Annotated in this window: 15 protein-coding genes and 1 pseudogene; 3 read left to right on the forward strand and 13 right to left on the reverse strand. The window is 71.3% G+C overall.

Going from position 1 to position 19,659, the window contains the following annotated elements:
• Position 1: 1 nt before the first annotated feature.
• Positions 2-505, reverse strand: coding sequence for a ribosome maturation factor RimP (gene rimP, locus OHS70_RS09915; RefSeq protein WP_328395817.1), 504 nt, complete (start codon positions 503-505; stop codon positions 2-4).
• 165 nt (positions 506-670) lie between these two features.
• Between rimP and OHS70_RS09920 the strand changes: the two genes are divergently transcribed.
• The 3 genes from OHS70_RS09920 to OHS70_RS09930 are packed head-to-tail and all read left to right on the forward strand — an operon-like array spanning position 671 to position 2,552.
• Entirely contained in the window at positions 671-1,201 is a 531-nt protein-coding gene (locus tag OHS70_RS09920) for a hypothetical protein (protein ID WP_328395819.1), read from the forward strand.
• Positions 1,198-1,653: a DUF4439 domain-containing protein gene (locus OHS70_RS09925; protein WP_328395821.1), complete on the forward strand. Its 456-nt coding sequence runs from the start codon at positions 1,198-1,200 to the stop codon at positions 1,651-1,653. Before OHS70_RS09920 ends, OHS70_RS09925 begins: the two co-directional genes overlap by 4 nt.
• Before the next feature lie 23 nt (positions 1,654-1,676).
• On the forward strand, positions 1,677-2,552 hold the full coding sequence (locus OHS70_RS09930; RefSeq protein WP_328395823.1) for an aminoglycoside phosphotransferase family protein: 876 nt from the start codon (positions 1,677-1,679) through the stop codon (positions 2,550-2,552).
• 273 nt (positions 2,553-2,825) lie between these two features.
• On the opposite strand, the gene OHS70_RS09935 is transcribed toward OHS70_RS09930, so the two are convergent.
• From OHS70_RS09935 to OHS70_RS09990, 12 genes and pseudogenes are all read right to left on the reverse strand, one after another.
• The gene (locus tag OHS70_RS09935; protein WP_328395825.1) at positions 2,826-4,520 is read right to left on the reverse strand and encodes a proline--tRNA ligase; all 1,695 of its coding nucleotides are present in this window, start codon (positions 4,518-4,520) and stop codon (positions 2,826-2,828) included.
• A gap of 65 nt (positions 4,521-4,585) precedes the next feature.
• Positions 4,586-5,155, reverse strand: coding sequence for a GNAT family N-acetyltransferase (locus OHS70_RS09940; protein ID WP_328395827.1), 570 nt, complete (start codon positions 5,153-5,155; stop codon positions 4,586-4,588).
• A 51-nt stretch (positions 5,156-5,206) separates the two neighbouring features.
• Positions 5,207-6,052: a GNAT family N-acetyltransferase gene (locus tag OHS70_RS09945; protein WP_328395828.1), complete on the reverse strand. Its 846-nt coding sequence runs from the start codon at positions 6,050-6,052 to the stop codon at positions 5,207-5,209.
• Positions 6,053-6,184: 132 nt separating this feature from the next.
• On the reverse strand, positions 6,185-7,363 hold the full coding sequence (gene ispG, locus OHS70_RS09950; RefSeq protein WP_328395830.1) for a flavodoxin-dependent (E)-4-hydroxy-3-methylbut-2-enyl-diphosphate synthase: 1,179 nt from the start codon (positions 7,361-7,363) through the stop codon (positions 6,185-6,187).
• Between the two features lie 151 nt (positions 7,364-7,514).
• Positions 7,515-8,810: a M50 family metallopeptidase gene (locus OHS70_RS09955; protein ID WP_328395832.1), complete on the reverse strand. Its 1,296-nt coding sequence runs from the start codon at positions 8,808-8,810 to the stop codon at positions 7,515-7,517.
• The gene (gene dxr / locus OHS70_RS09960; protein WP_328395834.1) at positions 8,807-10,060 is read right to left on the reverse strand and encodes a 1-deoxy-D-xylulose-5-phosphate reductoisomerase; all 1,254 of its coding nucleotides are present in this window, start codon (positions 10,058-10,060) and stop codon (positions 8,807-8,809) included. The genes OHS70_RS09955 and dxr overlap by 4 nt, the downstream gene beginning before the upstream one ends.
• Positions 10,061-10,250: 190 nt before the next feature.
• Positions 10,251-10,544, reverse strand: a pseudogene (locus OHS70_RS09965) (3-phosphoshikimate 1-carboxyvinyltransferase); the annotation flags it as partial.
• Between the two features lie 55 nt (positions 10,545-10,599).
• Positions 10,600-12,582: an acyl-CoA dehydrogenase family protein gene (locus OHS70_RS09970; RefSeq protein ID WP_328395836.1), complete on the reverse strand. Its 1,983-nt coding sequence runs from the start codon at positions 12,580-12,582 to the stop codon at positions 10,600-10,602.
• Between the two features lie 235 nt (positions 12,583-12,817).
• Positions 12,818-14,263, reverse strand: coding sequence for an aldehyde dehydrogenase family protein (locus tag OHS70_RS09975; protein ID WP_328395838.1), 1,446 nt, complete (start codon positions 14,261-14,263; stop codon positions 12,818-12,820).
• Between the two features lie 133 nt (positions 14,264-14,396).
• Positions 14,397-15,395, reverse strand: a complete 999-nt coding sequence (locus OHS70_RS09980; RefSeq protein WP_443062588.1) for an EamA family transporter — start codon at positions 15,393-15,395, stop codon at positions 14,397-14,399.
• A 90-nt stretch (positions 15,396-15,485) separates the two neighbouring features.
• Positions 15,486-17,099, reverse strand: a complete 1,614-nt coding sequence (locus OHS70_RS09985) for a PucR family transcriptional regulator (RefSeq protein WP_328395840.1) — start codon at positions 17,097-17,099, stop codon at positions 15,486-15,488.
• Between the two features lie 108 nt (positions 17,100-17,207).
• A complete protein-coding gene (locus tag OHS70_RS09990; protein ID WP_328395842.1) occupies positions 17,208-19,505 on the reverse strand; it encodes an ATP/GTP-binding protein in 2,298 nt (765 codons plus the stop codon).
• Positions 19,506-19,659 lie beyond the last annotated feature (154 nt).

Genomic DNA, 19,659 nt, shown 5'->3' on the forward strand with positions numbered 1-19,659 from the left:
GCTACGCCTCCTCTTCCTTCTCGTCTTTGTCCTTGCGATTGAACTCGATCTCCACGCGCGCCTTGGCGATCTCGGGGAATTCGACCCGCCGGGCGGTGGGCTTGCGTCCCTTCACGCCGGGCACTTCGAGATCGAGTCCGGTGTCGTCCACGGTGAGGATGCGGGCCACCAGCTCGCCGCCCTCGTGCAGCTGCAGCCTGACCAGCCGGCCGGTCGCGCGCACGTAGTGGCGGTGTTCGTTCAGGGGCCGGTCGGCGCCGGGCGAGCTGACCTCCAGGACGTACTCGCCCTCACCCATGGCGTCCGTCTCGTCGAGCTTGTCGGAGATGACGCGGCTCAGCTCGGCACATGCGTCCAGTTCCACGCCCTCGTCGGAGTCGACGGTGATCCTCAGCATGCGGCGCCTGCCCGCCCGGGAGACCTCGATCTCCTCCAGATCCAGGTCGGCGGCGCTGACGAGCGGTTCCAGCAGCCCGCGCAGCCTCTCGCTCTGGGTGGTGCTCATCCGGGTGACTCCTCGGCCGCGTGTGCTGTTGTGGGATCGTCGCGTGTCAGATCAAAGGGTATCCGGTCGCGGAGGGTGTTGCCGTCCACCGGCGCCGGACCCGCAGGTACGCTCGCCTGCGGCGATGATCATCGCAAGCCATGACGAGGCCCGAGGGAGACAGGCGTGGGGCGCACGGGGACGACACGCAGGCGCGCGCTCGTGGTGACGGGGGCTGCCGCGGCGGGCCTGTTGACGGGTTGTTCGACGGACGCGCCCGCCGGCCGGCGTACCTCGGGTTCCCCTTCCGACCCCGCACGCGCCGAGGCGGCGCTGCGCCGCAGGCTCGCTGCGGCCAGCCGGGCGCTGCGGGACGAGTACGACCTCGTGATCGCCCAACATCCCGTGCTGACGGGGCGGTTGGCACCGCTACGGGCGGCGGTCGACGAGCACGTGACGGCTCTGGCCCCCGCTCCCGGCGTCCTTGCGTCGCCCTCCGCATCCCCCTCCTCGTCCCCCGCCCCGTCCCCGTCGGCTTCGGTCGCCGCCGAGCCGGGTGCCGCGCTCAAGGCGCTGGCCGCGGCCGAGCGCCGTACCTCGCAGGCGCACACGGCGTCCCTGGCCGAAGCCGCACCGGAACTGGCCCGGCTGCTGGCCTCCGTCGCGGCTGCCGGTGCCGCGCATGCGTACCTGCTGACGAAGGGGGAAGCGCGATGACCGGACTGGACTCCTCCGCGAAGGCCACGCTGGACGCCGCCCAGGCCGCACTCGCCGCCGAGCATGCGGCGGTGTACGGGTACGGGGTGGTCGGCGGCCGGGTCGGCGACCACCGCGAGGCCGAGGCGGAGGCGGCATACGCCGCCCACCGGGCTCGGCGCGACGCGCTGACGCGCACCGTGCGCGACCTGAAGGGCGAACCCGTGGCGGCGGCCGCGGCGTACGCACTGCCGTTCCCGGTACCGGATGCGGCAGCGGCCGTACGGCTCGCCGCGGAGCTGGAGGACCGGATCGCGGGCGTCTACTCCGACCTCGTCCGGGCGGCGGAAGGCGCGCTGCGCCTGGAGGCCGCGGGCGCGCTGCAGGAGGCGGCGGTCCGCGCGGTGCGCTGGCGCGGCAGCGGCGTAGCCTTTCCTGGGCTCACCGAGCGTGCTGTGGGCAACAACCGCTGAAGCGGAAAGGGAACAACGAGCGTATGGCTTTCGAACCGCCGCAGCGGCTGGTCCGGGCACTCGGTGAGGGCGACGACTGGCTCGGGCAACTGCCGGGCCTCGCCCAGGAGGCGGTGGACCGGAGCGGTCTGGAAGTCGAACGCGTCATGGCCCCGGGCGGCAGGAGCAGTCTGGTCCTTCTGGTGCGACAGCCCGACGGCACCCCCGCCGCACTGAAGGTCGCCCCACCGTCGGCCTCCCCCGAGCTGGAACGGGCGGCGCTCGAGCACTGGAACGGCTGGGGTGCGGTACGGCTGCTGGGCGCTGCCGACGACGCGCTGTTGCTGGAGCGCCTGCAGCCCGATGTCTCGCTGCGCTCCCTGCCGGAGGCGAAGGCGCTGCTGGAGGCGGCGGGCACCGTACGGCGACTGTGGGTCGAGCCGCCGGCGGACCACGCCTTCGAGACAGTCGCGCAGCGTACGTCCCGACAGGCCGTGGCGATGCGGGAGTTCGACGACCCGGGGGTGGCGGAGCTGGTCTCGGCGGCGCTGGACGCGCGCGACGAACTCGCCGCGTTCGCACCCGAAGAGGAGCTGCTGCACGGCAACTTCCGCCAGGGCAAGGTGCTTTCGGGTGACCGGACGCCATGGCTCGCGGTCGGCCCGGAGCCCTTGGTGGGCGAACGCGCCTACGACCTGGCTCGGTTGGTCCGCGACCGGGTCGAGGACCTGATCGCGGCCTCTGCGGGCGCGTCGGCGGCCCGCCGCCGTGTGAACAAGCTCGCGGACTCCCTGGAGGTGGACCGCGACCGGCTGCGGGGCTGGACGCTGTTCCGGGCGGTGGAGTCGGGCACACGGGCGATTGCCGCGGGGCGGCTCCAGGAGGGGGAACTGGCGCTGGAGTTCGCGGGCTGGCTGTAGCCCGGGCGAGTCCGCTGCCCGGGGGCGGGTTCCCCTACCCCACTGTCCCGCCCCTTCCCGTGTCCGGGGGCTCGCCCCCGGACCCCGCGCCTCAAGCGCCGGCGAGGCTGACGCTGCCGGGCTGCGTCAGCTCGTCTGGGGGCCCCGGACGCAGTCCAGGGGGACCGCCCGAAGGGCTGTACGGGGCCCGGGGCTTGCCCCGGTCACGGGAAGTGGAGGTCCCCCCACGCCGCAAGGCGTAGGAGGATGGATGGGGGGCAACGCCCCCGCTACCTACGCGCGCAAGCGGGCGATCGCCTCCGCCACCGAAAGCTCCTCGCGCTCCCCCGTACGCCGGTCCTTCAGCTCCAGCACTCCCTCGCCCGAGCGGCGCCCGGCCACCAGGATCTTCGGGACGCCGATCAGCTCCGCGTCGGTGAACTTCACGCCCGGTGAGACACCCGCCCGGTCGTCCACCAGCACCCGCAGGCCCGCGGCGCCGAGCTGCTGGGCGACGTCGAGCGCCAGCTCCGTCTGCAGCGCCTTGCCCGCGGCGACCACGTGGACGTCGGCCGGGGCGATCTCGCGGGGCCAGCACAGGCCCTGCTCGTCGGCGGTCTGCTCGGCCAGTGCCGCCACCGCGCGTGAGACGCCGATGCCGTACGAGCCCATGGTGACGCGAACCGGCTTGCCGTTCTGACCGAGCACGTCGAGCTGGAACGCGTCGGCGTACTTGCGGCCGAGCTGGAAGATGTGACCGATCTCGATGGCGCGGTCCAGCTTCAGGCCGGTCGCGCACGCGGGGCACGGGTCGCCGTCCTCGACCACGACGACGTCCAGGTACTCGTCGACCTCGAAGTCACGGCCCGCCACGACGTTCTTCGCGTGCGTGTCCGGCTTGTTGGCACCGGTGATCCACGCCGTGCCGGGCGCGATGCGCGGGTCGGCGATGTAGCGGACCTTCTCCAGACCCTGCGGGCCGACGTATCCGCGGACCAGGTCGGGGCGGTCGGTGAAGTCGTCGGCGGTGACCAGCTCGACGGTCGCCGGTGCCAGATGGTCGCCCAGCTTGCCCAGGTCGACCTCGCGGTCGCCCGGCACGCCCACGGCGACGATCTCACCGTCAACCTTGACCAGCAGGTTCTTCAGGGTCGCGGAGGCCGGGACGCCGAGGTGGTCGGCGAGCGTCTCGATGGTCGGGGTGTCGGGAGTGTCCAGCTCCTCGACCGGACCGTGCGCGGCACCGTCGACGGGGGCGAGCGCGAAGGTGACGGCCTCGGTGTTGGCCGCGTAGTCGCACGAGGGGCAGTACACGAAGGTGTCCTCGCCGGCCGCGGCCGGGGCGAGGAATTCCTCGGACGCCGAGCCGCCCATGGCGCCGGAGACCGCGGAGACGATCTTGTGGTCGAGGCCGAGGCGCTCGAAGATCTTGACGTATGCCTCGCGGTGCAGGGCGTACGACTCGGCGAGGCCCTCGTCCGTGGTGTCGAAGGAGTACGAGTCCTTCATCTGGAACTCACGGCCGCGCAGGATGCCGGAGCGCGGACGCGCCTCGTCGCGGTACTTGGTCTGGATCTGGTAGAGGATCACCGGCAGGTCCTTGTAGGACGTGCACTGGTCCTTGACCAGCTGGGTGAAGATCTCTTCGTGGGTCGGGCCGAGCAGGTAGTCGGCGCCCTTGCGGTCCTTGAGACGGAACAGCTCCGCGCCGTACTCCTCCCAGCGGCCCGTGGCCTCGTACGGCTCCTTGGGCAGCACGGCCGGCAGCAGAACCTCCTGCGCGCCGATCGCGTCCATCTCCTCGCGTACGACGCGGGTGACGTTCTCCAGGACCCGCTTCCCGAGCGGCAGCCAGGACCAGATTCCGGCGGCGTTGCGGCGGACATAACCGGCACGGACGAGCAGCTTGTGGCTGAGCGTCTCGGCGTCGGCCGGGTCGTCGCGCAGTGTCTTGATCATCAGACGGGACATGCGCTGGACCTGGGCCATGGTGAACTCCTGCTCGGAACGTGTGATGTGCAGGAGGTTAGCCGGGCCGCACGTTCAGGCGGAAATCAGTTCCCCCGCTGCAGCGGCAGCGCAGCCCCCATCACCGCGTACGGACTCGGCGCGCTCGGGAACATGACCTGCCTGGCCAGGTCCTGGTAGCCGAGGCTGCGGTACAGGGCACGGGCCGGGCTCTCGGTGTCGATCGCTGACAGGATCGAGCGGGGCTCGTCCGCTGTGTCGGTGATCGTTGTGATCAGCTCCCGGCCGATGCCGCGCCCCTGGAATCTGGGGTGCACATGGAGTTCGGTGATCACGAAGGCGTCGTTCAGCCAGCCTGCGTTGCCCGTGCTGTGCAGATACGGCTCGACGATGGTGGACCACCAGTGGGTGCGCTCGTTGGGCATGCCGTAGACGAATCCGACGAGCCGGCCGGTCGCGGTGGTGGCGCCGAATGCGCGGGCGCCGCGGTTGAGCAGATGCCGCAGCACGATGTAGCGGCGGATGTCGATCTCTTCGTCGCTGAGCCCGAACGCGATCGCCTGTACGGCAAGGGCATCGTCCACCCGCGCGGAGAGTTCGAGCGGTCCGACCACGACATCGGGTTCCTGGGACGGGTCCCCAGACAGTGCTGCCATGGCCCGAACCCTACTTGCAGCTGTCCGCCCTCTGAACCGTACGTTCCTGATTCAGAACAGCACGCTCATGAAGGCGCCGACCTCACTGAAGCCGACCCGCCGGTACGCCGCCCGGGCCGCGGTGTTGTAGTCGTTCACATAGAGGCTGACGACCGGAGAGACATCGGCGAGCGCGTAGCGCAGCACCGCCGCCATACCGGTCTCGGACAGCCCGCGACCCCGGAACTCGGGAGCCACCCACACCCCCTGGATCTGGCAGGCCTGCGGGGTCGCGGCGCCGATCTCGGCCTTGAAGACGACCTTTCCGTCCTCGATGCGGGCGAAGGAACGTCCGGCCCCGACGAGTTCCGCGACCCGGGCCTGGTAGAGCAGACCGCCGTCGCCCGCCATCGGGGAAATGCCCACCTCTTCGGTGAACATCGCCACGCACGCCGGCATGATCAGTTCCATCTCGTTCTTGCGGATCCGGCGGACCTGCGGATCGGGCTCGATGTCGTCCGGGAGCCGTTCGGTGACCATCAGGGGCTGATGGGCGCGTACGTCCCGTGCCGGACCCCAGCTCGGTTCGAGCAGCCGCCACAGCTGGGCGGTCGGCTGGCAGGGACCGACGATGGAGGAGCAGCGTCGTCCGGACCTGCGCGCGCGGTCGGCGAAAGCGCGTACGGCGTCGGGAGTGGCACAGATCGGGACGAGGTTGGCACCGGAGTAGCACAGCGAGCGCAGTTGCCCGTCCGCGTACCAGCCCCACATCTCGCCGCCCAGACGCCAGGGGTCCAGCCCGGCAACCTGGACGCGGGAGGTGACGAAAGCATTCGTCACGGGCTCGCTCTCGAGGATGGCGAGCGCTGCGCCGAGGTCGCTCGGTTCGAGCACCCGGGTGGTGGTCTGCGTCAACACGTAGGGGGCCTCACCATGCGGTCTGCTGATTTCCGCACTGTACCTGGCGTGTCCCCCGGATGGCTCGCCCACGACGAAGCCCCGGCGCAGGGTCTGCACCGGGGCTTGATCGTTGTCGCGGGAGCGGACGGGTCAGCCGAGGGCCGCCGCGGGCTCACCGACGGCGACCACATCGGGAGTGCCGGAGGCGACGCCGTCCTTCTCCATCTGCTCGGCGATCTTCAGTGCCTCTTCGATGAGGGTCTCGACGATCTTCGACTCGGGCACGGTCTTGATGACCTCGCCCTTGACGAAGATCTGGCCCTTGCCGTTGCCCGACGCCACACCGAGGTCGGCCTCGCGGGCCTCGCCCGGGCCGTTGACGACGCAGCCCATGACGGCGACGCGCAGCGGGACCTCCATGCCCTCCAGACCGGCGCTGACCTGGTCGGCGAGCTTGTAGACATCTACCTGGGCGCGGCCGCAGGACGGGCAGGAGACGATCTCCAGGCGGCGCTGGCGGAGGTTCAGCGATTCGAGGATCTGGATGCCGACCTTGACCTCTTCGGCGGGCGGGGCGGACAGGGACACCCGGATCGTGTCGCCGATGCCCTCGCTGAGCAGTGCCCCGAAGGCGACCGCGGACTTGATGGTGCCCTGGAAGGCGGGGCCGGCCTCGGTGACGCCCAGGTGCAGCGGGTAGTCGCACTGCGCGGCCAGCTGCCGGTAGGCGTTGACCATGACGACCGGGTCGTTGTGCTTGACGGAGATCTTGATGTCGCGGAAGCCGTGCTCCTCGAAGAGGGACGCCTCCCACAGCGCCGACTCGACGAGCGCCTCGGGGGTGGCCTTGCCGTACTTCTTCAGCAGTCGCGCGTCGAGCGATCCGGCGTTGACCCCGATGCGGATCGGGGTGCCCGCGTCACCGGCCGCCTTGGCGATCTCCTTGACCTTGTCGTCGAACTGCTTGATGTTGCCCGGGTTCACCCGGACCGCGGCGCAGCCGGCGTCGATCGCGGCGAAGACGTACTTCGGCTGGAAGTGGATGTCCGCGATGACCGGGATCTGCGACTTCTTGGCGATGGTCGCGAGTGCGTCGGCATCGTCCTGAGTGGGGCAGGCGACCCGCACGATCTGGCAGCCGGACGCGGTCAGCTCCGCGATCTGCTGCAGCGTGGCACCGATGTCCGAGGTGCGCGTCGTCGTCATCGACTGCACGGACACGGGTGCGTCACCGCCGACGGCCACCGATCCGACCTGGATCTTGCGGCTGGCCCGGCGCTCGGCGAGCTTCGTCGGAACGGACGGCATTCCCAGAGAAATCGCGGTCATCTGCTGTGCAACCCCAAGGTGTGGATCAAGGTCCCGGATGGGCGGGCTCCGGCCTCCGAGATTACGGCACGCACCTTGCGCGCAGCACATCGCGTGGCTGTGTCCACCCATTGGTACGGGCCCGGACACCCGAGGTGTCCGGGCCCGTCGTTCAGGAGATACGCACCGGGTTGACGACGTCCGCGACGAGCACGAGCAGCGTGAAGCAGACGAAGACACCCGCGACGACGTAGGCGAGCGGCATCAGCTTGGCGACGTCGAACGGGCCCGGGTCGGGCCTCTTGAACAGGCGCGCGAGCTTACGGCGCAGGGACTCCCACAGCGCGCCCGCGATATGGCCACCGTCAAGAGGCAGCAGCGGCAGCATGTTGAACAGGAACAGCGAGAGGTTGAAGCCGGCGATGAGGAACACAGCCATGCCCAGCGTGTTCTCCACCGGCAGTTCCAAACCGAAGATCTCACCGCTGATGCGAGCCGCGCCCACGATGCCGACCGGGGAGTCCGCCTTGCGTTCGGCACCGTTGAAGGCCGCGTCCCACAGGTCGGGGATCTTGGACGGCATGGCGACGAGCGCCTGGACGCCGTCCTCCATCATGATCCCCATGCGGTCGATGGACTGCCCGAAGGCGAGGGGCTCGTCGATCTGCTGCGCGGTGAAGCCGAGGTAGCCGGCCTTCTGGGTGCCCGGGACGGGGTTGCCGTTCTCGTCCCTCTTGCTGACCGTGTTCTCGATGAGGGTGGCGTTCAGCACCTTCTGCTGCCCGTCACGCTCGACGGTGACGGTGACAGCCCCCCTGGACTCACGGATGCGCTCGGACAGGGTCGGCCAGTCCGCCACCGGCTTTCCGTCGAACGCGACGATCTTGTCACCTGACTCGAGGCCTGCGGCCTTGGCCGGGGCGACCGGGTCGCTCTTGCGGCAGTCGGTGCGCTTCTCGCTCAGCTGGATGACGCAGGGCTGGACCGAGTCGACCGTCGTGGTCTGCTGCGTCACGCCCACGACCATGAATACGCCGAGGAGCAGTACGAAGGCCAGGATCAGGTTCATGAACGGGCCGGCGAACATGACGATCACGCGCTTCCACGGCTTGCGCGTGTAGAAGAGCCGCTTCTCGTCGCCCGGCTGCAGTTCCTCGTACGCGGCCGAGCGGGCGTCCTCGATCATGCTGCGCCACGGGGAGGTGGAGCGGGCCTCGACCCTGCCGTCCTCACCGGGCGGGAACATGCCGATCATGCGGATGTAGCCGCCGAGCGGAATCGCCTTGAGCCCGTACTCCGTCTCGCCCTTGTTGCGTGACCAGATGGTCGGGCCGAAGCCGACCATGTACTGCGGTACGCGGATGCCGAAGAGCTTGGCGGTGGACAGATGCCCCAGCTCGTGCCAGGCGATCGAGACGAGCAGACCTACGGCGAAGACCAGTATGCCGAGGATCGTCATCCAGATCATGCGTGCGCCTCCGAGTGCTCTGCGGCGAGTTCACGGGCCCGGGCCCGGGCCCAGGTCTCCGCTTCCAGGACGTCCGCCACCGTCAGGGAAGTTCCCGGTGCGGGCACTCCGTGTTCGGTGACGACCTGAGTGACCGTATCCATGATGCCGTTGAACGGCAGCCGCCCTGCGAGAAATGCGTCCACACACTCCTCGTTCGCGGCATTGAACACCGCCGGAGCCGTTCCGCCCAGCTCGCCCACATGCCGGGCGAGTCCGACGGAGGGGAACGCCTCGTTGTCGAGCGGGAAGAACTCCCACGTCGAAGCCGTGGACCAGTCGAACGCGGGGGCCGCGTCCGGGACCCGCTCGGGCCAGCCGATACCGATGGCGATGGGGCCGCGCATGTCGGGAGGGGTGGCCTGGGCCAGCGTCGAGCCGTCGGTGAACTCCACCATGGAGTGGACGTACGACTGGGGGTGGACGACGACCTCGATGCGGTCGAAGGGGATGTCGTAGAGCAGATGGGCCTCGATGACCTCGAGGCCCTTGTTGACCAGCGTGGCGCTGTTGACCGTGATCACCGGGCCCATGGCCCAGGTCGGGTGGGCCAGGGCGTCCTCGGGGGTGACGTTCGACAGGTCCGCCTTCGTGCGGCCCCGGAACGGGCCGCCGGAGGCCGTCACCACCAGCTTGCGTACATCCGCCCGGGTCCCGCAGGCCAGCGCCTGGAACAGGGCGGCGTGCTCGGAGTCGACCGGGATGATCTGGCCGGGCTTGGCGAGCGCCTTGACCAGCGGCCCGCCGACGATGAGCGACTCCTTGTTGGCCAGCGCGAGCGTTCGGCCTGCTTCCAGCGCGGCAAGGGTGGGAGCGAGACCGATGGAACCGGTGATGCCGTTGAGCACGGTGTGGCAGGGAGAGGCGGCGAGCTCGGTCGCGGCGTCCGGGCCGGCCAGGATCTCGGGCAGCGGCTCGGCACCGTACTGCTCGGCCAGCGCCTCGCGCAGGGCGGGCACCGCGTCCTCTCGGGCCACCGCGACCTTCTCCACCCCCAGCTGCCGCGCCTGCTCGGCGAGCAGCGCGACCCGGCCGCCGGCGGCGGACAGCGCGGTGACGCGGAAGCGGTCGGGGTTGCGCAGGACGAGGTCGATGGCCTGGGTGCCGATGGACCCGGTGGAGCCGAGGACCACGATGTCCCGGCGGCCTGCGCCCTCATCGGGGGCGTAGACGATGTGCGGGTCGGCCAGGGGGGATGGGCTGTCGCTCATCCCCCCATTGTGGCCGCTGTCGCTGTCGGCACTGACAGTGCGTCCCTTGTGCGTCCTGCCCCGGGCCGCCGCGGCCGGTGGGCGCCGGTCGTTCCGGGCCTGCCGCAGCGCCGCGGATGCGGTGTGGAAACCGGGGAGGGTCTTTACGGACACAGCCGGGGGCGTCGTAGGTGATGCCGGGGTACAAAGGGGCGCCGGTGAGCGGGCCGAGCGGCCGGCGGAGCATCTGCGCGCAGACGTCGGAGCGGTAGGCGCCGGCGTCGGCAGGAAGCGGGCGGAGGTGGCGCCGTCCAGCCGCAGGCGTCGGCCTCGGCGACCGCGGGGCCGGCCGGGCGGCCCTCGACGCACCAGGTGTCGGGGCCGCGCTCCACCGCGTACCCGGGACGGGTCAGTCCTTCGGCGAAGCCCTCGGTCCGTCCTGTACCAGCGGCCGCGTCAAGGCTCGACGACGGTCACGGGCACTCGTGCTGCCCGCGAAAGCCACGGGCGGGCGGGGTACGTCCAGCGTGTGGACGCACCCCGCCCGCCCCGGGTCCGGCTCAGTGGATCGGGCGGTGGACGTTCGCTCGGGTCGCGGGGCCCGGGGTTGCGTCCGCGATCCAGGGGCCTTCGCCACTGGGGTCGATGACGCCCTCCTCCAGCCAGGTGTACGTACCCGACAGGACGCCGTTCACGACCTTGCGGTCCAGGTCGTCGGTGTTGGACCACAGACGCGTGAACAGTTCCTCGACGCGGATACGGGACTGGTGGCAGAAGACGTCGGCCAGTTGGTACGCCTCGCGGCCGTGCTCGCCGGCCAGGCGCATGTGCTCGGCGCGTACGCAGGCCGCGCTCATCGCGAACAGCTCGGCGCCGATGTCGACGATCCGGCCAAGGAAGCCCTGTTTGGTCTCCATGCGGCCCTGCCAGCGCGACATCGCGTAGAAGGTGGACCGGGCCAGCTTGCGGGCGTTCCGCTCGACGTAGCGCAGATGCGCGGCGAGGTCGGGATGCCCGGCCGGGTGGAACTCCGCGTAGGTACGGGGCAGATGACCGGGCCCGGTGACCAGTTTGGGCAGCCAGCGGGCGTAGAAGGCCGCCGCGTTCGCCCCCGCCTTGGCCTTGGCCGAGAACGGCTTGTCGGGGTCGATGATGTCGCCGGCGACCGCGAGATGGGCGTCGACCGCCTCACGGGCGATCAGCAGATGCATGATCTCGGTCGAGCCCTCGAAGATGCGGTTGATGCGCATGTCACGCAGCATCTGCTCGGCGGGGACGGCCCGTTCGCCGCGCGCCGCGAGCGATTCGGCGGTCTCGAAGCCGCGGCCGCCGCGGATCTGGACCAGCTCGTCGGCCATGAGCCAGCCCATCTCGGAGCCGTAGAGCTTGGCCAGCGCCGCCTCGATGCGGATGTCGTTGCGGTCCTCGTCGGCCATCTGGGACGAGAGATCGACGACCGCCTCCAGCGCGAACGTGGTCGCCGCGATGAAGGAGATCTTGGCGCCGACCGCTTCGTGCTTGGCGACGGGCCTGCCCCACTGCTCGCGGGCCGCCGACCACTCCCGGGCGATCTTCAGGCACCACTTGCCGGAGCCGACGCACATCGCGGGCAGCGAGAGCCGACCGGTGTTGAGGGTGGTCAGGGCGATCTTGAGGCCCGCACCTTCGGCCCCGATGCGGTTCTCGGCGGGGACCCGCACCCGGTGGAAGCGGGTGACGCCGTTCTCCAGGCCGCGCAGTCCCATGAAGGCGTTGCGGTTCTCGACGGTGATGCCCTCGCTCGCCGCTTCGACGACGAAGGCCGTGATACCGCCCTTGTGACCCTCGGACTTCGGCACCCGGGCCATGACCACGAGGAGGTCGGCGACGACCCCGTTGGTGGTCCACAGCTTGACGCCGTCGAGGATGTACGAGTCGCCGTCCGGGACGGCCGTGGTGGCCAGGCGGGCGGGGTCGGAGCCGACGTCCGGCTCGGTGAGCAGGAAGGCCGAGATGGCGCTGGTGGCCAGTCGCGGCAGGAACTTGTCCTTCTGCTCCTGGGTGCCGAACTGCTTCAGCGGCTGGGGCACACCGATCGACTGGTGCGCCGACAGCAGCGCGCCGATCGCCGGGTTCGCCGAACCGACCAGGGCGAGGGCCTTGTTGTAGTACACCTGCGTGAGACCGAGGCCGCCGTACTTGGGGTCCGTCTTCATGCCGAGGGCACCGAGCTCCTTGAGCCCGTTGATGACCTCGTCCGGGATCCGCGCCTCGCGCTCGATGAGCGCGCCGTCGATCTTCGTCTCACAGAAGTCGCGCAGTTTCGAGAGGAATTCCTCGCCCCGCCTGGTGGCCTCACCGGAGGGCATCGGGTGCGGGTGGATCAGGTCGAGCCGGAAGCGGCCCAGGAACAGTTCCTTGGCGAAGCTCGGCTTGCGCCAGGCCTGTTCGCGCGCGGCTTCGGCGACCTGTCGCGCTTCGCGCTCGCTGACCTTCGGGGTGTGGGGTTGGTCGATCGGTGTCTGGAGTGACGTGTCGACGGGCTTGTCGGGTGGTGCGGACATGAGGCTCACCTCGCCGCGAGTCGGGGTCGTGCCGGGCGTCGGCCGGGGCGCGCCGGTACCGGCCGGTGCTACTCGTCCGTAGTACCCGATTCCTTCCCGCCCCACCAGTGGGTGTACCGCAGTGGAGGGAACCTGGGGGGAATCCTGGCCCTCGAACCGGTCGGGGAGCCCGTCCGGGGGACGGCAACGGCCGGAGCCCCCGCACAGTGGGCTCCGGCCGTCGGTCCGTCGTGTCCTAGAGGGCGAGGCCCGTCAGGACCAGCACCCGCTCGTACGTGTAGTCGTCCATCGCGAAGCGCACACCCTCGCGGCCGACGCCGGACTGCTTGGCTCCGCCGTACGGCATCTGGTCGGCACGGTAGGACGGAACGTCTCCGACGATCACGCCGCCGACCTCGAGGGCACGGTGGGCGCGGAAGGCGGTCTGCACGTCGTGCGTGAACACGCCTGCCTGCAGGCCGTACTTGGAGTCGTTGACGGCCGCGAAGGCCTCCGCCTCGCCGTCCGCCTTGGTCACCGTGAGCACTGGTCCGAAGACCTCCTCGCAGGCCAGGGTGACATCGCCCGGGACCTCGGTGAGAACGGTGGGCGCGTACGAGGCACCGTCACGCTTGCCGCCCGCCAGCAGCTTGGCGCCGCCGCGCACGGCCTCGTCGACCCAGGACTCCACCCGCAGGGCGGCGTCCTCGCTGACGAGCGGGCCGACATCGGTGGCGGAGTCGGACGGGTCGCCGGTGACCTGGGCCTCGACCGCCGCGACGATCTTCGGCAGCAGCCGGTCGTACACGGTCGCGTCGGCGATCACGCGCTGCACGGAGATGCAGGACTGGCCGCCCTGGTAGTTCGAGAAGGTGGCGATACGGGTCGCCGCCCAGTCCAGGTCCGCCTCGGAGGACCAGTCGGCGAGGACCACGGCCGCGCCGTTGCCGCCGAGCTCCAGGGTGCAGTGCTTGCGCGGGACGGAGTCCATGATCGCGTAGCCGACCTTGTCGGAGCCGGTGAAGGAGATGACCGGCAGGCGCTCGTCCTGGACGAGGGCGGGCATCTGATCGTTCGGGACCGGGAGCACGGACCAGGAACCGGCGGGCAGCTCGGTCTCGGCGAGCAGTTCACCGAGGATCAGGCCGGACAGCGGCGTCGCCGGGGCGGGCTTGAGGATGATCGGCGCGCCGACGGCGATGGCCGGGGCGATCTTGTGGGCGCACAGGTTCAGAGGGAAGTTGAACGGCGCGATGCCGAGGACGACACCCTTGGGGAAGCGGCGGGTGAGCGCGAGGCGGCCCTGGCCGCCGGCGTCGGTGTCGAGGCGCTGGGCCTCGCCGCCGTTGAAGCGACGGGCCTCCTCGGCGGCGAACCGGAAGACGGAGACGGCGCGGCCGACCTCGCCACGCGCCCACTTGATCGGCTTGCCGTTCTCGGCGGAGATCAGCTGGGCGATCTCCTCGGTGCGCTCGACGAGGCGCCTGGACACATGGTCGAGCGCTGCGGCGCGTACGTGGGCCGGCGTGGCCGCGAACTCGTCCACGACGGCGTGAGCGGCGGCGACCGCCTCCTCCACCTGGGCTTCGGTGGGGACGGAGACCCTGCCGACGAGACGGTTGTCCCAGGGCGAGGTGACGTCGAAGGCGGTCTCGCCGGTGGCCTGGCGGCCGGCGAGCCAGAAGGCGTGGGTGGAAGTCATTGTCCGGGTCCCGGCCCTTCCGAAGTAGTGGGGGTGTGTCTGTGCCCCACGGTAGGACCGGGACGGCGCCAACGCGTTTGTCCGGCGTGGAGCAGTGACCGGGCGCTCTCTTACGCTTTGGCGAAAGCGCAGGTCAGCGGCGCCGTTCCGTACTCACGATCAGGAACACTCCGGCCACGACGACCGTGCCGCCGACGGCGATCGGCCAGCTCAGCTGCTCGCCGAGGATCAGCGCGCCGAGCAGCACGGCGACGACCGGGTTCACGTAGGCGTAGGTGGCGACCAAGGAGAGCGGGGCGGAGTGCAGCAGCCAGGCGTACGCCGTGAACGCGATCAGCGAGCCGAAGACGACGAGGTAGGCGAGGGCCAGCCAGGAGCGGCCGGAGACATCGGCGAGCACGAAGCCCCGGTGCTCGCCCCGGCCGAGGGCGACCAGCAGGCAGCCGATGCCTCCCGCGACCATCTCGTACGCGCTGGCCGCGAACGGATTGGCGGGCATGGGGATGCGCGACGAGGAGAAGGAGCCGATCGACCACATGGCGGTGGCGGCGATCACGGTGAGCACGCCTGTGATGCGCACCTGGCCGCTGAGGCCCGGCAGGGTCAGGACGGCGAGTCCCGCGAGCCCCAGTGCGACGCCGAGGTAGGCGGCGAGGCCCGGGCGCTCGCCGAAGCCGGTGCGCAGGAGGACCACCCACGCGGGCACGACGGCGATCAGCAGCGCGGCGAGCCCTGAGGGCACGGTCGTCTCGGCGAGGACGACGAGTCCGTTGCCGCCGAGGAGCAGCAGGAGGCCGACGATCGCGGCGGAGGTGAGCTGGGCACGGGTCACCCTGAGCGCGGAAACGCCCTGCTTCCAGGCGACCAGCGCGGCCAGGAGCAGACCGGCGACGACGAACCGGCCGGCCGCCGAGAGGAAGGGCGGCATGGTCTCGACGACGATGCGGATGCCGAGGTACGTGGAGCCCCAGACGACATAGACGATGGCGAGGGCGGCCCAGACGGCTCCGGATATCCGGCGGCCGGGGGCGGCGGATCCGGAAGCGGCGGGCGCGGTGATGCCCGGGGTGCGGCCGGGCGCGGAGGCGCCGGCTTCAGGGGTGCTGGAGTTGGTGACCACAGGGCATGACATTAAATACTTCAGCAATCAACTGCCAGATTTATGCCCGCTTCCGGGCACAGGAAGGGGAAATATTTCCGCTCCGGGTCGCGGGGCCCCGGATCACTGGGTCGTGGACGGCTCCGTTGTCGCCGAGGCGGACACCGAGCCGGCCGTGTCCATGGCCGGAACGGCCGTCGTCTTCAGGGCCAGCCACAGCTCCATACGGACATCCGGGTCGTCCAGCGAGCGGCCCAGGATCTCCTCCACGCGGCGCATCCGGTAGCGCAGCGTGTGGCGGTGCACGCCGAGGTCCGCGGCTGCGGCGTCCCACTGGCCGTGCCGGGAGAGCCAGGCGCGCAGCGAGGCGACCAGGTCACCGCGGCCCGTCGCATCGTGTTCGTAGAGAGCGCGGAGCATGCCGTCCGCGAACGCGCGTACGGCGTCGTCGGCGAGCAGCGGGAGGATCGAGCCTGTCGCCAGCTCCTCGTGCTCGACCAGGGCGCGCCCGCGACGCCGGCCCACGGAGAGCGCCTGCTCGGCCTGCTTGTACGCCCCGGCCGCCGCGATCGGGCCGGTCGGCGCGGAGAACCCTATGTACATCTCGGTTTCCGCGGCCTCCTTGTCGCCGTACGCGTCCACGCACGCCGCGACCACGGCGCCGCCGTCCGCGGCCAGCACCACGAGCCGGTCGTCGGTGTCCGGGACTGCCAGCAGTGCCTCACCGGCCCGCGCGGCAGCCGATTCCAGCGACTCGGTGAGCACCGGGAGGGGACCGGCCGTGGGGTCCACCTCGCCGGCCGGTTCGGCGATGAGCAGCCGGAAGGGGGCGTCCAGCAGGCCGCCGTACAGATCACCGGCGACCGCCCGCGCGTGGTCCGGCTGGCCGGAGAGCAGCATCCGCAGCACCGCGGCACCGAGGCGCTGCTCGGCCGCCTGGAGCGAGCGGGAGCGCGCGGTGGACAGGGTCAGCAGCGCGACCGCGGAGTGCACGGCATAGCGCTCCGCGGTGCCCAGCGGAGCGCCCGTACCGACCGCGAGCGCGCCGCGCACCCGGCGTCCGGTGCCCAGGGTCTGGAGCTCGACCCGGTCGTCGTCCGAGTCGCCGACCACGGCACTCGCGGGTGCGGCGCGCTCGCGCAGCCTTTCCACGTCGTGGGTCAGCCGGGCAGCGCGGCGTGCGGCCCACTCCGGTGCGGCGGCGACGACGGCGCCGGACGCGTCGTACAGCGCGGCCCAGCCGTCGACATGGGCCGCGAGCCGGGCGATCACAGCGTCGGGCCCCTCGGCGAGCGCTGCCCGGGTCAGCTCGCGCTGGGCCTCGAACCCGGCGGTCACGGCCCGGTACTGGTCGGCGGCGATCGCGGCCGAGACGGCCTTGCTGATCGCGAGGAACGGCGTGCGCCGCGGCACGGCGAGCAGCGGCAGGCCCTCCTCCTTGGCCGCCTCGACCAGCGCGTCCGGGATGTCCTCGTAGTAGACCCCGACCGCGAATCCGAGGCCCACCACACCCGCTCCGACGAGCCTGCGCACATAGCGGCGCATCGCCTCGGGGTCCTCGGCGTCCAGGGTCATGGCGGTGACGAGCAGCAGTTCGCCGCCCTCCATGTAGGGCACGGGGTCGGCGAGCTCGCTGACATGGGCCCAGCGCACGGGCACCTCGAGCCGGTCCTCGCCGGCGCGCACGGTGAGTTTGAGCGCCGAGTGCTGGACGAGCGAGGCGAGCGTGGGCGGCATGGGGACCGTGGGCCCTTCGAGCGGGAGGTGCGGAGCATTTCGCCGTCCCGTATGAACGGCATACCTCGATTCTGCCAGGGCGTAGCAGTCCGGGGGGCCGTCGGGAGGTCAGGTCCGCAGATCCACGAGCAGCGGTGGTGCGTACTCGCCCCGTACGGTCGTGAGCGAGAGCACCGCATGCCCGGCGGGCAGCCCGTGGGCCAGGTCGGACGCCGACCAGCGGGCGCGTTCGACCTCGCGGACGGTGACCGCCTCGGCGGTGGTCGCCTTGCCGGTGACCAGGCGGCGCAGCATGTGCAGCGCCTTGGTCAGAGGTTCGTCCGACACGATCTGCCGGTTGGTGACGTCGCGGGTCTGCACCCATTCGGTGCCCCACATCTCGGCGAACCGGCCGCCGTCCCAGGGGGCGAGGCCCGCGAACGCCATGCGGCAGCCGACCGCGCCGAGCAGCGGATCGCGCAGCGCCTCCGGTACGTCCTCCAGGGTGCGCAGCGCGAGTACCACGCCGGCGTGAGCGGAACGCAGACGCTGGACGGCCCGTACGGAGTCGGCCGTGACGGTGTAGGTCGCGTCGTCGAGGACCAGACAGGCGAACAGCGAACGGTCCGAACGCGCGAGGGCGGCCTCGGTGAACTGGGCGAGGACGAGCCGGGCGATGATCCGGGATGCCTCGGCGTGGCCGCGCTCGGGCAGGTCGACGCGGACGCGCAGAGGGTGCTCGATGGCCCTCAGCGAGAACTGCCGGCCGGCGCCGTCGGTGCGGAAGAAGTCCGCGAAGGCGGGCCGGTCGAGGAAGGCGATCCGCTCGGCGAGCAGCACGCCGATGTCGTCGGCGCGTTCCGACTGCCGTGCGCGGGCGTCGAGTTCGCGCAGCTGCGACGCCTCGCCGGCGGCATCGAGCGCGGCGCGCAGCTCCCCCAGCGGGCCGGGTGCCCCGCCGACGAGATCCCGCAGCTCCGGTACGCCCGGGAAATGACCGTGGACACGGTGGTAGGGGCCGATCAGCTGCGCGAGCGCGGTGGCCGCACGCCTGCTGTCGGCGACCAGGTCACCCACGAGCGCCTCGGCGAGGATGCGTGCGGCCTCGTCGGCGTCGTCGGCCCCGCCGTACAGATCGAGGTCATGGGTGGAGTCGGGCCGGCCCGGCGCGATGACCAGGTCGAAGGAGTCGTCCGGGGTCAGTGTGGTGCCCCGGGCGGTGACGGCGACCACGGCGGCGCGGTTGGCGAGCGCCTGCAGGCACAGCGACTCGACGACAGGGCGCACCAGGCGCACGGTCTTGCCCGAGCCGGAGGGTCCGACGGCGAGCAACGAGGTGCCGAGCAGCGCGGGTTCGAGCGCGACACCCGTGGTACGGCGGGCATAGGGGTTGCGGGTGTCGTCCACGGCCGTGCCGATCTTGACCTGGGCGGTCGCCAGATCGTGCGTGGCGGTGCGCACCGGCAGGTCCCGTACGCCCGAGGGGTGCGCGCACGCGGCGGCGCCGTGCTTGCGCACGGTGTCCGCGAAGGCCGGCAGCCGCTCGGGCCTGGCGTGCACCGTCTGCCAGGCCCGTCGGATCCGGGCGTAGTCCACGTCGCCGAGCTGTCCGGCACGGGTCGCCTCGGCGAGCCGTGCTGCCGCCTCGGCCATCCCGGCGGCGCGCAGTTCGGGCCAGTCGGCGGGGTCGGAGCCGGGCGCGGGGGGCGGCGGAGCGGCGGCCTCGCCCATGCGCCGGCGCACGAGCGGCCATGTGCCGATGCGCCCGACAGCCGCGACGAGCGCCGCCACGAGCAGTACGTAGTAGATGTTCGACACCCAGGTGAGCCATGCAACGGTCCGCGGCATCTCGCGCCACACACCCGGCAGCAGCACGAACAGCGGCCAGAGCGGTACGCCGTACCGCTGCCAGATCTCGCGCCAGTTGCCGACGCGGCCGAATCCGACGGCGAGCAGGCCCAGGACGAGGGCGTCGTAGAGATACGTCGCCGCCACGTACCACTCCACGTGGGGGCTGGATGCCGACCTCCATTCGTCGGGCACCAGCCACAGCATCGGCAGCAGCCACCACTCGTCGACGAAGATCCACCACCCCTCGAGATAGCCGTGCCACAGCAGCGACCAGACCAGCCAGCCACAGAGGTACGCGATGAAGGCGCCGCTGAACAGCTGGCGGGCGGGGACCGGTTCCGGCTCTTCCCGCGGCCGCTCACGGTGGCCGAGCCGCCAGACGCCCGGTGCGGCCGGAGGCCTCGGGGTGCGCAGCCACTGCGCGACGGCAGGGCGGGTGACCGGCGCATGAGCGGGCAGCGCGGGCATTCCGGGAGGCACGCCCGGCACTGCCGGCACACCCTGCGGCGGCGCGGCGGGCCGCGGCACGGGATCGGCTCGTGTGCCGCGCGCGTCGAATGTGCCTTCGGATTCCATGAACCGCTGCCCCCTGACCAGCCAGGCCCGCTCTGTGCAGGGTCAATCTAGTGCCCCCGCGTGGGGAGTTCACCGACTCCGGCCGTGTGGTGACGGACAGGACCGGAACATCCGGGGCTTCCCCCCGGCCGCCCGGCGTTGTCATGATCAGCCC

The sequence above is a fragment of the Streptomyces sp. NBC_00390 genome (assembly GCF_036057275.1).
Taxonomy (GTDB): Bacteria; Actinomycetota; Actinomycetes; order Streptomycetales; family Streptomycetaceae; genus Streptomyces.